Origin of the sequence: Halomonas ventosae, assembly GCF_004363555.1 — a bacterium.
Classification (GTDB): domain Bacteria; phylum Pseudomonadota; class Gammaproteobacteria; order Pseudomonadales; family Halomonadaceae; genus Halomonas; species Halomonas ventosae.
Map to the genome: position 1 here is coordinate 251,902 of NZ_SNZJ01000002.1, position 13,705 is coordinate 265,606.

The 13,705-nt window shown below is 70.0% G+C and carries 11 protein-coding genes; 4 read left to right on the plus strand and 7 right to left on the minus strand.

The window, feature by feature from the left end; translation table 11 throughout:
* Positions 1 to 35: 35 nt before the first annotated feature.
* The 5 genes from fba to DFP85_RS02695 all read right to left on the minus strand — a co-directional run bounded on the left by fba (position 36) and on the right by DFP85_RS02695 (position 4,607).
* Entirely contained in the window at positions 36 to 1,100 is a 1,065-nt protein-coding gene (gene fba, locus DFP85_RS02675; RefSeq protein ID WP_133634688.1) for a class II fructose-bisphosphate aldolase, read from the minus strand.
* Positions 1,101 to 1,185: 85 nt separating this feature from the next.
* Entirely contained in the window at positions 1,186 to 2,352 is a 1,167-nt protein-coding gene (locus DFP85_RS02680) for a phosphoglycerate kinase (RefSeq protein ID WP_133634690.1), read from the minus strand.
* A gap of 38 nt (positions 2,353 to 2,390) precedes the next feature.
* Positions 2,391 to 3,455 (minus strand): type I glyceraldehyde-3-phosphate dehydrogenase, encoded by a 1,065-nt coding sequence (locus DFP85_RS02685; RefSeq protein WP_133634692.1) that lies wholly within the window; start codon positions 3,453 to 3,455, stop codon positions 2,391 to 2,393.
* A 74-nt stretch (positions 3,456 to 3,529) separates the two neighbouring features.
* Positions 3,530 to 4,240 (minus strand): LrgB family protein, encoded by a 711-nt coding sequence (locus DFP85_RS02690; protein WP_133634694.1) that lies wholly within the window; start codon positions 4,238 to 4,240, stop codon positions 3,530 to 3,532.
* Positions 4,233 to 4,607 (minus strand): CidA/LrgA family protein, encoded by a 375-nt coding sequence (locus DFP85_RS02695; RefSeq protein ID WP_133634696.1) that lies wholly within the window; start codon positions 4,605 to 4,607, stop codon positions 4,233 to 4,235. Before DFP85_RS02695 ends, DFP85_RS02690 begins: the two co-directional genes overlap by 8 nt.
* Positions 4,608 to 4,885: 278 nt before the next feature.
* Here DFP85_RS02695 and DFP85_RS02700 point away from each other — a divergent pair, with 278 nt between their 5' ends.
* Positions 4,886 to 5,938: a class I fructose-bisphosphate aldolase gene (locus tag DFP85_RS02700; protein ID WP_133634704.1), complete on the plus strand. Its 1,053-nt coding sequence runs from the start codon at positions 4,886 to 4,888 to the stop codon at positions 5,936 to 5,938.
* Between the two features lie 81 nt (positions 5,939 to 6,019).
* Here the strand turns inward: DFP85_RS02700 and tkt are convergent, their stop codons facing one another.
* Positions 6,020 to 8,026 (minus strand): transketolase, encoded by a 2,007-nt coding sequence (gene tkt / locus DFP85_RS02705; protein ID WP_133634706.1) that lies wholly within the window; start codon positions 8,024 to 8,026, stop codon positions 6,020 to 6,022.
* 231 nt (positions 8,027 to 8,257) lie between these two features.
* Here tkt and metK point away from each other — a divergent pair, with 231 nt between their 5' ends.
* From metK to ahcY, 3 genes are all read left to right on the plus strand, one after another.
* The gene (gene metK, locus DFP85_RS02710) at positions 8,258 to 9,478 is read left to right on the plus strand and encodes a methionine adenosyltransferase (protein WP_133634708.1); all 1,221 of its coding nucleotides are present in this window, start codon (positions 8,258 to 8,260) and stop codon (positions 9,476 to 9,478) included.
* 93 nt (positions 9,479 to 9,571) lie between these two features.
* A complete protein-coding gene (gene ligB, locus DFP85_RS02715; protein WP_133634710.1) occupies positions 9,572 to 11,254 on the plus strand; it encodes an NAD-dependent DNA ligase LigB in 1,683 nt (560 codons plus the stop codon).
* 83 nt (positions 11,255 to 11,337) lie between these two features.
* On the plus strand, positions 11,338 to 12,747 hold the full coding sequence (gene ahcY, locus DFP85_RS02720) for an adenosylhomocysteinase (RefSeq protein ID WP_133634712.1): 1,410 nt from the start codon (positions 11,338 to 11,340) through the stop codon (positions 12,745 to 12,747).
* Here ahcY and DFP85_RS02725 read toward each other — a convergent pair whose 3' ends face one another.
* Positions 12,748 to 13,686, minus strand: a complete 939-nt coding sequence (locus DFP85_RS02725) for an AEC family transporter (protein ID WP_133634714.1) — start codon at positions 13,684 to 13,686, stop codon at positions 12,748 to 12,750.
* Between the last annotated feature and the right edge of the window lie 19 nt (positions 13,687 to 13,705).

The window sequence follows — 13,705 nt, forward strand, 5'->3', positions numbered from 1 at the left end:
GCCCGCGGCCGCCCCTGTGGATCAACGCGCCTTGATCACTTCACCCTGGGGGCGAGCTCGCCGCGCTCGTAGCGCAGGAACATCTCCTCGAGGTTGATCGGCGTGATCTTGCTCGCGTTGCCGGCGGTGCCGAAGGCCTCGTAACGCGCCTTGCAGATCGCCTTCATGGCGGCCGTGGAGGCCTTGAGGAACTTGCGCGGGTCGAACTCGGCGGGGTTCTCGGCCAGGAAGCGGCGCACCGCCCCGGTGGAGGCCAGGCGCAGGTCGGTGTCGACGTTGACCTTGCGCACGCCGTGCTTGATGCCCTCGACGATCTCTTCGACCGGCACGCCATAGGTCTCGGGGATGGCGCCACCGAACTCGTTGATCACCGCCAGCCACTCCTGGGGCACCGAGGAGGAGCCGTGCATCACCAGGTGGGTCTCTGGGATACGGGCGTGGATCTCCTTGATGCGCTGGATGGAGAGGGTATCGCCGGTGGGCGGCTTGGTGAACTTGTAGGCGCCGTGGCTGGTGCCGATGGCGATGGCCAGGGCATCCACGCCGGTGGCCTTGACGAAGTCGGCGGCCTCTTCCGGGTCGGTGAGCAGCTGGTCGTGGTCCAGCTTGCCCTCGGCGCCGATGCCGTCCTCCTCGCCGGCCATGCCGGTCTCCAGGCTGCCCAGGCAGCCCAGCTCGCCCTCCACCGAGACGCCGCAGGCATGGGCCATCTCCACGGTGCGGCGGGTGACGTCGACATTGTAGTCGTAGTCCATCGGCGTCTTGCCGTCCTCGCCCAGGGAGCCGTCCATCATCACCGAGGAGAAGCCGAGCTGGATGGAGCGCTGGCAGACGGCGGGGCTGGTGCCGTGGTCCTGGTGCATGACCACCGGGATGTGCGGGAACTCCTCGACGGCGGCCAGGATGAGGTGGCGCAGGAAGGGGGCGCCGGCATACTTGCGGGCACCGGCGGAGGCCTGGACGATCACCGGGGAGTCGGTCTCGTCGGCGGCCTCCATGATGGCGCGCATCTGCTCGAGGTTGTTGACGTTGAAGGCCGGCACGCCGTAGCCATGCTCGGCGGCGTGGTCCAGCAGCTGGCGCATGGTGATCAGAGCCATGGGTTCACCTGTTCTGTATGAGGAAGTCATGACGGCGTGGCCGCGGTGGCCACGCCGGATAGTGGCGTTCGAGGGTGCGGGTGCCTCAGCGGGCGGCGGCGTCTTCCAGGGCCTTCACCGCCGGCAGGGTCTTGCCTTCCACGTACTCGAGGAAGGCGCCGCCACCGGTGGAGATGTAGGAGACGCGGTCCTCGATGGCGTACTTGTCGATGGCCGCCAGGGTGTCGCCGCCGCCGGCGATGGAGAAGCCGTTGCTCTCGGCGATGGCCAGCGACAGCGCCTCGGTGCCCTTGCCGAACTGGTCGATCTCGAACACGCCCACCGGGCCATTCCACAGGATGGTGCCGGCATCCTTGAGCAGGCCGCCCAGGCGGCCGGCGGTCTCCGGGCCGATGTCGAGGATCATCTCGTCGTCGGTCACCTGGTCGACCGGCTTGACCACGGCCTCGGCCGACTCGGAGAACTCGGTGGCCACCACCACGTCGGTGGGCAGCGGGATCTCGACCCGCTCCATCAGCGCCCGGGCCTGGCCGATCAGCTCGGCCTCGTGCAGTGACTTGCCCACGTTGTAGCCGGCCGCGGCGATGAAGGTGTTGGCGATGCCGCCGCCGACGATCAGCTGGTCGCACTTCTCGGAGAGGGCGTTGAGCACCTCGAGCTTGGTGGAGACCTTGGAGCCGCCGACCACCGCGACCATGGGGCGCGCCGGAGTGGCAAGCGCCTTTTCCAGGGCGTCGAGCTCGGCCGCCAGCAGCGGGCCGGCGCAGGCGGTGGGGGCGAAGCGCGCTACGCCATGGGTGGAGGCCTGGGCGCGGTGGGCGGTGCCGAAGGCGTCCATCACGAAGACGTCGCAGAGCGCGGCATACTGCCGGGCGAGCGCCTCGTCGTCCTTCTTCTCGCCCGGGTTGAAGCGCACGTTCTCCAGCAGCACCACCTCGCCGTCGGCGACCTCGACCGCGCCGCCCAGGTAGTCCTTAACCAGGCGCACCGGGCGACCCAGCAGCTCGCCCAGGTGCTCGGCCACCGGCGCCAGCGAGAACTCCTCGGCCGGCTCGCCCTCGGTGGGGCGGCCCAGGTGGCTCATCAGCATCACCCGGGCGCCGCCGTCCAGGGCGGCCTGGATGGTCGGCAGGCTGGCCCGCAGGCGGGCGTCGCTGGTCACCTTGCCGTGCTTGACGGGCACGTTCAGGTCCTCGCGGATCAGCAGCCGCTGGCCGTTGAGGTCGAGGTCGGTCATCTTGCGCACGTTCATGGAAGCAGGTTCCTCGTCTGGGGAAAGCCGAAGGGAGATCATCTGTCAGGAGTGCCGGGCGGTGCCGGGGGCAGGGCGGCCAGGCGCCGGGCGACATCGAGCATGCGGTTGGCGAAGCCCCACTCGTTGTCGAACCAGCACAGCAGCTTGACCAGGCGGCCACCGGCCACCCGGGTCTGGGTGGCGTCCACGATACCGGAGCGCGGATCGTGGTTGAAGTCGACCGAGGCCACCGGCTCCTCGGTGTAGCCGAGCCGTCCGGCGAGGCGGCCACGGCTCGCCTCGGCCAGCAGGGCGTTGACCGCCTCGGCCGTGGTGTCGCGGCGCACGCAGATCGACAGGTCCATGGTCGAGACATTGATGGTCGGCACCCGCACGTGCAGGCACTCGAAGCGACCGGCCAGGTGGGGCATCAGGCGATTGATGCCGCGGGCCAGCCCGGTGTCCACCGGCACGATGGAGTGCATCGCCGAGCGGGTCAGGCGCAGGTCGGTCTGGTGGTAGGCGTCGATCACCGGCTGGTCGTTCATCGCCGAGTGGATGGTGGTGGTCACGCCGTGCTCGATCTGAAGCGCCTCGTCGAGCACGGTGAGCACCGGCACCAGGCAGTTGGTGGTGCAGGAGGCCGCGGAGACGATGCGGTGGTGCGCGGCCAGGGTATGGTCGTTGATGCCGCTGACGATGGTGGCATCGACGTCGCTCTCCGCGGGCTGGGAGAACAGCAGCCGCCCGGCGCCGGAGGCGAGGTGGCGCTCGGCGGTGGCCCGGTCGCGAAAGCTGCCGGAACACTCCAGCACCAGGTCGATGCCGAGCTCGCGCCAGGGCAGCTTCGCCGGATCGGGCTCGCAGAGCACCCGGATGGCCCGGCCGTTCACCACCAGGCGCTCGCCCTTCACTTCCACGCTGCCCGGGAAGCGGCCATGGGTGGTGTCGTAGCGGGTCAGGTAGGCGATGGTGGCGAGATCCGAGAGCTCGTTGATCGCCACGATCTCCAGGCGCGGCTCGTCGTGCGAGGCGTGGCGCGACGCCTCTGCCTCGACGAGGGCGCGCAGCACGCACTGGCCGATGCGACCGTAACCATTGATGGCGATGCGAAGGGCCATGGGGGTGACAGGGACTCCGGGACCGGGAAACACGAAGCGGCGATTCTAGCGCATCTGCGCCCCGATCGTCTGCTCTAGGGGCCCACCAGTCGCCAGGCGAGCGGCAGCAGCAGGGCGCTGACGATGCCGCACAGGCTCATGCCCAGCGAGGCGAAGGCGCCGGCGACGGGGCCGATCTCGAAGGCGCGCACCGTGCCCAGGGCGTGGCCATTGAGGCCCAGGGCGAAGCCGATGATGCGCTCGTCGCGGATCCCCAGCAGGCGCGCGCCCAGGCCGACGGCGCCGATGGCCACCACCCCGGTGATCAGCAGGCCCCCCATCATCAGCGAGACCGAGCCGCCGAGCTGTTCGGTGATGCCGATGGCGATGGGGGCCGTGACCGACTTGGGCGCCAGGGAGGCGAGCGTCTCGGGTGGGGCGCCGAACAGCCAGGCGATGCCCACCGCATAGGCGGCGGCGAGCAGCGCCGCCAGCGGCAGGCAGGCCAGCAGCGGCCGCCACAGCAGGCGGATCTGCGGCATCTGCTGGTGCAGCGGCAACCCCAGGGCCACCGTGGCCGGGCCCAGCAGCAGCATCAGCCAGGCCGCCCCCCGGCGATAGTCCGCGTAGTCGATGGAGAGCAGGGCCAGCACGCCGGCCAGCAGCAGCGAGGCGACCAGGATCGGCGGGCACCAGGCGGGGGCGCCGAGGGCCCTGAGCAGCCGAATGCCGGCGACATTGGCGGCCAGCGTCAGGGCGATGGCCAGGATCGGGGTGGCCAGCAGGTGGTCGAGCAGCTCAGCCATGGCCAGTGTCCCTGGCGTCGTCGTCTCTCTCCCCCATCAGCCGGCGCATCAGCCACAGGGTGGTGAACACGCTTAGCAGGGTGCCACCGACCAGCGCCGCGAGGATCGCCGTCCACTGGCCGGCGAGCTCGTCGACGAGGAAGAAGACGCCCACCACCCCCGGCATGATCAGCATCGCCAGCACGGCGATCAGCGGCTGGGCCGCGGCGGCGATGTCGTCGAAGCCGCCGCCGTGGAGCAGCAGCCAGGCCGTCAGCAGCAGCATGCCGACCACGCCGGCGGAGACCGGCAGCCCGGTGAGCGTCACCAGGACCTCGCCGAGCAGCAGGAAGCCCAGCAGCCAGAGAAAGCCGCGTAATACCGGCATGGGATGTCCTTACGTGAAGAGCGTTCGTGAGCAGGGGCCGGCGCATCCGAGCCCCTTGGAAAGCGTCGAAGTGCTCCTATTGTGCAGATTACCGGGGCGATGTCAGCTCGAGTGGCGTCCCCCGCCCATCGGCTCGAGGTCAAGGCGGCCTGAGCGGGCGCTGACCCGGGAGCGCCTGCCGGACGCGGGCGCTGCCGTTGCATGCGCGGCCTCCTCTCGGTACGGTTTTCCCCTACGCTGGGAAGAGCGTATTCACCGGTACCAAGGAGAGGAACGACATGAACGATATCACCAAGCTGCTCGGCAGCGAGGCCGACACCCTGCTGGGACACGTCTGCCGCGGCGTGCCCGCCGAGACGATCCACCCGCCCGGCCCGGACTTCGTCGACCGGGTGATGGCCCAGAGCGACCGTCGCCCCAACGTGCTGCGCAACATGCAGGCGCTGTTCGACCACGGCCGCCTGGCCGGCACCGGCTATCTCAGCATCCTGCCGGTGGACCAGGGCATCGAGCACTCGGCGGGGGCCTCCTTCGCGCCGAACCCGCGCTACTTCGACCCGGCCAACATCGTCGAGCTGGCCATCGAGGGCGGCTGCAACGCCGTGGCCTCGACCCTCGGCGGCCTGGCCAGCGTGGCGCGCCGCTATGCCCACCGGATCCCGATGATCCTCAAGCTCAACCACAACGAGACGCTGAGCTACCCGGCGATCTACGACCAGACGCTGTTCGCCCAGGTCGAGCAGGCCTTCGAGATGGGCTGCGTGGCCGTGGGGGCGACCATCTACTTCGGCTCCCACGAGAGCCGTCGCCAGATCATGGAGATCAGCGAGGCCTTCGAGCGCGCCCATGAACTGGGCATGGTCACGGTGCTCTGGGCCTACCTGCGCAACCCGGACTTCAAGACGGATGGCACCAACTACCATGTGGCCGCCGACCTGACCGGCCAGGCCAACCACCTGGCGGCCACCCTCAAGGCCGATATCGTCAAGCAGAAGCTGCCCGAGACCAACGGCGGCTATCGTGACATCGGCTTCGGCCATACCCATGCCAAGGTCTACGACGAGCTGACCTCGGATAACCCCATCGACCTGGCGCGCTACCAGGTGGCCAACTGCTACCTGGGGCGTGCCGGGCTGATCAACTCCGGCGGTGGCTCCAAGGGCGCCTCCGACCTCGCCGAGGCGGTGCGCACCGCGGTGATCAACAAGCGTGCCGGTGGCATGGGGCTGATCTCCGGGCGCAAGGCCTTCCAGAAGCCCACGGCCGAGGGCATCGAACTGCTCAACGCCATCCAGGACGTCTACCTGTCCCCCGAGGTGACCCTCGCCTGAGGCGATCATGTCCACCAACGCAAGCGGGCCCGGCATCTGCCGGGCCCGCTTGCGTTCGGAACGCGGAGACGCCTGACGGGCTCAGCCCAGCAGGGCCGACGCCTCGGCGACCACGTGCTCCACGGTGAAACCGAAGTGCTTGAACAGGTCACCGGCCGGGGCGGACTCGCCGAAGGTGGTCATGCCGACGATGGCCCCGTTCAGGCCCACGTACTTGTACCAGAAGTCGCGATGGCCGGCCTCGACGGCCAGGCGTGCGGTGACGGCGGCGGGCAGCACCCGCTCGCGGTACTCGGCGTCCTGGCGGTCGAAGGTGTCGGTGGAGGGCATGGAGACCACGCGCACGGCGCGCCCCTGCTCCTCGAGCCTGGCGGCGGCGTCCATGGCCAGGCCGACCTCGGAGCCGGTGGCGATCAGGATAAGGTCAGGCGTTACCGCCTCGTCCTTGAGGACGCTTTCCTTCAATACGTATCCGCCGCGCTGGATATCGGCCAGCTGCTGCTTGCTGCGTGCCTGGTGGGGCAGTTCCTGGCGAGAGAAGACCAGGGCCGTGGGGCCGGAGCGGCGCTTGATGGCGGCATTCCAGGCCGCGGCGGTCTCCACCGTGTCGCAGGGGCGCCAGGTGGCCAGGTTGGGGGTGGAGCGCAGGGTGGTCAGCTGCTCGATCGGCTGGTGGGTCGGGCCGTCCTCGCCCAGGCCGATGGAGTCATGGGTGAACACATGGATGACCTGCGTGCCCATCAGCGCCGCCATGCGCACGGCATTGCGCATGTATTCCGAGAAGATCAGGAAGGTGGCGCCGTAGGGCACGAAGCCGCCGTGCAGGGCGATGCCGTTCATCATGGCGGCCATGCCGAACTCGCGCACGCCGTAGTGCAGGTAGTTGCCGCCGGGCGCGTCGGGGCTGATCGCCTGGGCACCCTTCCAGAAGGTGAGGTTGGAGGGGGCCAGGTCGGCGCTGCCGCCGAGCAGCTCCGGCAGCTGGGGGCCGAGCTCGTCGAGGCAGGCGAGCGACGCCTTGCGGCTGGCGACGCTGTCGCCCCTGGCCTGGGCCTCCTCGACCATCGCCTCGCTGGTCAGCGCCATCGGCAGCTCGCCCTTGAGGCGGCGCTGGAGCTCCCTGGCCTCCTCGGGGAAGGCCTCGGCATAGCGCGCGAGGCGCTCCTGCCAGGCGTCCTGGCGGGCCTGGCCGGCCTCGGTGGCATCCCAGCCGCGGTAGATCTCCTCGGGCACATGGAAGGGCGCGTGGGGCCAGTCGAGCTGCTTGCGGGCGGCGGCCACTTCCTCGTCGCCGAGCGCGGCGCCGTGGCACTCTTCCTTGCCCTGCTTGTTGGGCGCCCCGAAGCCGATGATGGTCTTGCAGATGATCAGGCTGGGCCTGTCGTCGTGGCTCTTGGCCAGCTCGATGGCGGCCTTGATCTCCTCGGGCTTGTGGCCGTCGACATTGGGCACCACGTGCCAGCCATAGGCCTCGAAGCGCTTGGCGGTGTCGTCGGTGAACCAGCCCTCGACCTCGCCGTCGATGGAGATGCCGTTGTCGTCATAGAATGTGATCAGCTTGCCGAGCTGCTGGGTGCCCGCCAGCGAGGCGACCTCGTGGGAGATGCCCTCCATCAGGCAGCCGTCGCCGACGAAGCACCAGGTGTGGTGGTCGACGACGGTGTGGCCGGGGCGGTTGAACTGGGCCGCCAGGGTGCGCTCGGCCAGCGCCATGCCCACCGCGTTGGCCAGCCCCTGGCCCAGCGGGCCGGTGGTGGTCTCGACGCCCGGCGCATAGCCGTATTCCGGGTGGCCGGCGGTCTTGGCGTGCAGCTGGCGGAAGTTCTGCAGCTCCTCGAGGCCGAGCTCGTAGCCGGTCAGGTGCAGCAGGGAGTAGAGCAGCATGGAGCCGTGGCCGTTGGAGAGCACGAAGCGGTCGCGGTCGGGCCAGTGGGGGTCGGCCGGATTGTGGACGAGATAGTCGTTCCACAGCACCTCGGCGATGTCGGCCATGCCCATGGGCGCGCCGGGGTGGCCGGAGTTGGCCTTCTGGACGGCATCCATGGAGAGGGCACGTATGGCATTGGCCAGTTCGAAACGGGACGGCATGGGAAGCTCCTCGCCTGCGGCAGAATGGAGGCCACGACACGGTCGGGCCAGGGGGAGTGGCCGGACGTGGCTTCTGGCTGGGTGACGCCGCGGGACGGGGCGGCGCGGTCGAATTCGGGCGCTCATTGTCGCCGACTTGCCGCCCTGACTCAAATCGCGGATGCCCGGGAGAGCCGCAGCGTGTAGACTTCGCGACTGCCTATTGCCGATACCAAGAGGGCCGAGGACGCCATGAGCGAATACTCCCTGTTCACCTCCGAGTCCGTGTCCGAAGGGCATCCGGACAAGATCGCCGACCAGATCTCCGATGCGGTGCTCGACGCCATCATCGCCCGCGACAAGAACGCCAGGGTGGCCTGCGAGACTCTGGTCAAGACCGGCGTGGCCATCGTCGCCGGCGAGATCACCACCTCGGCCTGGGTTGACCTCGAGGCGCTGGTGCGCGAGGTGATCACCGGCATCGGCTACACCTCCTCTGACGTCGGCTTCGACGGCGAGACCTGTGGCGTGCTCAACCTGATCGGCAAGCAGAGCGTGGACATCGCCCAGGGGGTCGACCGCAACACGCCCGAGGACCAGGGCGCCGGCGACCAGGGCCTGATGTTCGGCTACGCCACCAACGAGACCGACTCCTACATGCCGGCGCCGATCCACTACGCGCACCGGCTGGTGGAGCGTCAGGCCGAGCTGCGCAAGCACGGGCTGCTGCCCTGGCTGCGCCCGGACGCCAAGAGCCAGCTGACCTTCCGCTACGACGAGCTGGGCAAGCCCTGCGCCGTGGATGCCGTGGTGCTCTCCACCCAGCACGACCCGGAGATCGACCAGGAGGAGCTGCGCAAGATGGTGCGCCGCGAGATCATCGAGCAGGTGATCCCCGCCGAGTGGCTGACCGCGACCACCAAGTACCATATCAACCCCACCGGCAAGTTCGTGATCGGCGGCCCGGTGGGCGACTGCGGCCTGACCGGGCGCAAGATCATCGTCGATACCTATGGCGGCACCGCCCGCCATGGCGGCGGCGCCTTCTCCGGCAAGGACCCCTCCAAGGTCGACCGAAGCGCCGCCTATGCCGGCCGCTACGTCGCCAAGAACCTGGTCGCCGCGGGGCTCGCCGACAAGTGCGAGATCCAGGTCTCCTACGCCATCGGCGTGGCCGAGCCCACCTCGGTCGCGGTCAACACCTTCGGTACCGGCCGGGTGGACGACGCACGGATCATCGAGCTGGTACGCGAGCACTTCGACCTGCGGCCCAACGCCATCACCCGCATGCTCGACCTGCTGCATCCCATGTACCAGCTGACCGCGGCCTATGGCCACTTCGGTCGCGAGCCCTTCGAGACCAGCTACGCCTGGACCGACACCCAGGGTCAGGAGCATATCGAGACCTTCACGGCCTTCCCCTGGGAGAAGACCGACCGCGCCCACGCCCTGCGCCAGGCCGCCGGGCTGTAGGAGATCGCCTACAGGCGATGACGGGCCCCGCTGGCAGCGCCAGGCGGGGCCCGTTGCTATGGTCAGGGCAGACCTTTCGAGGGAGCTGCCCTGATGTCCCGCTCACTCGCCGGCTGGCTGCTGGCCCTCTCCATCGCGCTCCTCCCGACCCCGGCCATGGCCTGTCCCGACTGGAGCAACGAGCGCGCTGAGCGCGAGCTCACCGCCCTGGCCGAGCGGCTGGCCGGGTGGGATGACGCCTACTACCGCCGCGGCGCGTCACCGGTCTCCGATGGCGTCTATGACCAGGCCCGGGCCCGGCTCGCGGCCTGGCAGCGCTGCTTCCCCGGGGTGGACGCGGGTGGCGCGCACGACGACGCGCGTCCGGCCGGCCCGGTGCCCCATCCCGTGGTCCAGACCGGGCTCGCCAAGCTCGAGGGCGAAGCCGCGGTGCGCCGCTGGCTGGCGCGCCGCGACGATGTCTGGGTGCAGCCCAAGGTGGATGGCGTGGCGGTGACCCTGGCCTACGAGCGGGGGCGCCTGGTGCGGGCGGTGAGCCGCGGGGACGGGCGCCATGGCCAGGACTGGACGGCGGCGGCACGCCGCATCCCGGCGATCCCCGTGCGGTTGCCGGAGGCGATCGATGCGACCCTGCAGGGCGAGCTCCACCTGCGCCTGGTGGACCATGTCCAGGCCAAGGAGGGAACCGTCGGTGCACGTAGCGAGGTGATCGGGCTGCTGGCCCGCGATGCGCTGGCGACCGAGGCGGCGCGGCGCGTCGGCCTCTTCATCTGGGACTGGCCGGATGGCCCGGCGGCGATGGAGGAGCGGCTCGAGGCGCTCGAGCGCCTGGGCTTCGATGAGGCCGCCGCCCTGACACGGCCGGTGGCGACCCTGGCCGAGGTGGCTCGCTGGCGAGAGCGCTGGTACCGCGGCCCGCTGCCCTTCGCCACCGACGGGGTGGTGTTGCGACAGGGTAATCGCCCGCCCGGCACGGCGTGGCGGGCCGAGCCACCGGGCTGGGCCGCGGCCTGGAAGCACCCGCCCCGTGAGGCGCTCGCCGAGGTGCGCGGCGTCGAGTTTCGCATCGGCCGTACCGGGCGCATCACCCCGCTGCTGCACCTGCATCCCGTCGCGCTGGAGGGCCGGACGATCCGCCGGGTCGGCCTGGGCTCGCTTGAGCGCTGGCGGGCGCTCGATATCCGCCCCGGCGACCAGGTGGTGATCGCCCTGGCCGGCCTGACGATCCCCCGGCTGGAGCGCGTGGCCTGGCGAGCCGTCGAGCGTCCGGACATTGCCCCACCCGCGGCGGCGGACTACCACGAGCTGAGCTGCCTCCGGCCGCGGTCTGGCTGCCGGGCGCAGTTCCTCGAGCGCCTGGCCTGGCTGGGTGGGCCGCAGGGGCTCGACCTGCCCGGCGTGGGGCCGGGTACCTGGCAGGCCCTGGTCGAGGCGGGGCTGGTCAAGGGGCTGCTGGACTGGCTGTCGCTGGACGAGCGGGCGTTGCGCCGCGCCCGCGGCATCGGCGAGGTTCGCGCCGGCGCTCTGATGGCCACCTTCGAGGCGGCGCGGGCCTCGGCGTTTGCCCGTTGGCTGCAGGCGCTGGGGGCGCCGCCCGGCGTCGAGGCCGCCCTGCCGGCGGACTGGGCGACCCTGAGCGGCCATGGTCGTCGCGACTGGAGGACGTTGCCCGGGGTGGGCGCCGGTCGCGCCACGACGCTGGTCGACTTCTTCGCCCATCCCGAGGTGCGGGCCCTGGCGCGGCGGCTGGGCGAGGCCGACATCGACGGCTTCTAGGCGTGCGCCTGCGTTGGTTGTCCGGGGTTGGGCTCACTGCCTATAGTGGGGTCACGCGTTTCGTCCCGAAGAGGTGTCGCTCGATGAACCACCCCGCCGTTTCCGCCCCCGTGGCCACCGACTGCAAGGTCGCCGATCTCTCCCTCGCCGACTGGGGACGTCGCGAGATCCGCATCGCCGAGACCGAGATGCCGGCGCTGATGACGATCCGCGACAAGTACCGCGGCGAGCAGCCCCTGGCCGGCGCGCGTATCGCCGGCTGCATCCACATGACCATCCAGACCGCGGTGCTGATCGAGACCCTGGTGGACCTGGGGGCCACGGTGCGCTGGTCGTCCTGCAACATCTTCTCCACCCAGGACCACGCCGCGGCCGCCATCGCCGCCGCCGGCATCCCGGTGTTCGCCTGGAAGGGCGAGAGCGAGGAGGAGTTCTGGTGGTGCATCGAGCAGACCGTGGAGGGCCCCGATGGCTGGACCCCCAACCTGGTGCTGGATGATGGCGGCGACCTGACGGCGCTGCTCCACGAGAAGCGCCCCGAGCTGCTGGATGCCATCCACGGCATCAGTGAAGAGACCACCACCGGGGTGCATCGCCTGCAGGAGATGCTGCGCGACGGCCAGCTGAAGGTGCCGGCGATCAACGTCAACGATGCCGTCACCAAGTCGAAGAACGACAACAAGTATGGCTGCCGTCACTCGCTCAACGACGCCATCAAGCGCGCCACCGACCACCTGCTGGCCGGCAAGCAGGCGCTGGTGGTGGGGTACGGCGACGTGGGCAAGGGCTCGGCCGCCTCGCTGCGCCAGGAGGGCATGATCGTGCGCATCGTGGAGATCGACCCGATCTGCGCCATGCAGGCCTGCATGGACGGTTATGAGGTGGTCTCGCCCTACCGGGAGGGCATCAACCGCGGCCTGGAGAGCATCGATCGCGACCTGCTCTCGCGAGTCGACCTGGTGGTGACCGCCACCGGTAATATCCATGCCTGCGACGCCGCCATGCTCCAGGCGCTCAAGCCCGGCGCGGTGGTCTGCAACATCGGCCACTTCGACAGCGAGATCGATACCGCCTACATGCGTCGCCACTGGCACTGGGAGGAGGTGAAGCCCCAGGTGCACCAGATCTACCGTGACAGCAAGCCGGGGAAGTTCGATCCCGACAGCCGCGACTACCTGATCCTGCTCTCCGAGGGCCGCCTGGTGAACCTGGGCAACGCCACCGGCCACCCCTCCCGGGTGATGGATGGCTCCTTCGCCAACCAGGTGCTGGCGCAGATCCACCTCTTCGATGGCCGCTTCGCCGAGCTGCCCGAGGGCGATCGGCGGGATGCCCTCGGCGTGACGGTGCTGCCGCGCCACCTCGACGAGGAGGTGGCACGCTACATGGTGCAGGGCTTCGGCGGGGTGGTCACCCGCATGACCGAGGAGCAGGCCGACTACACCGGCGTCGCCGTCGACGGCCCCTACAAGCCGGACGCCTATCGCTACTGATCACGAGAGCCCGGTGAGCCGCATCATCAGCATCAGATAGAGCGGGATCAGCAGCGGCGCGGCGAGGGTGGTGATCAGCACCGCCAGGGCGCCTTTCTCCGGGGCGATGCCGAGCTCCATGGCCACCACCACCACGTTGGCGGCCATGGGCACCACGCCGATCAGCAGCAGCGCCAGGGCCAGTTCCCCCGACAGCGGGAAGAGGGCCTGCAGGCCCAGCACCGCGGCCAGCGACAGCAGCGGCCAGAGGCCATAGCGGATCGCCACGCAGGCGCCGATGAAGCGCAGGTCGAACTCCCGCACGCTGACCCGTCCCAGGGTCATGCCGATGATCATCATGCCGAGCAGGGTGTAGGTCGCCGGGAAGGTGGCCAGCCCCTGCATCACCGCGTCCGGCACCCCGAGCTCCAGGCCGCTCACCAGCAGGGCGGCGAGGAAGGCGTAGATCAGCGGCAGCCGGACGATCTTGGCCAGGCTCTGGCGCACCGAGAACTGCCCCCGGGCGCTCAAGTAGAAGCCCACCGTGAACTCGTAGAGGGTCACCCCCAGCACGCAGAAGAGGTAGAGCGTCACTCCCTGTGGCGGCAGCAGCACCAGGGCCACCGGCAGGCCGAAGTAGCCGGTGTTGCCGGTGCCGGAGGAGAAGGCCAGCAGGGCGCTCTCCTGGGGGGCGAAGCCGCGCCTCGCCAGTTGATGGACGACCACGGCGACCAGGCTGGCCAGCGCGAACAGCGCCGCGGTGAGCAGCAGGTAGCCGGGCGTGGGCCCGCCCTGGACCAGGCCGCGGAAGAAGGTCAGCGGGGCGACGAGGTAGATCAGCAGGGTGGCGACGGGGCGCGGGTCCACCGCCAGCCGGCGGGCGGCCAGCCAGCCCAGGCCGATATAGGCGAGCAGGGTCCAGAGCGGGCCCATCAGGGTGCCGGGGTCGATCGTGGTCATGTCCTTCCCTGGGTCATGG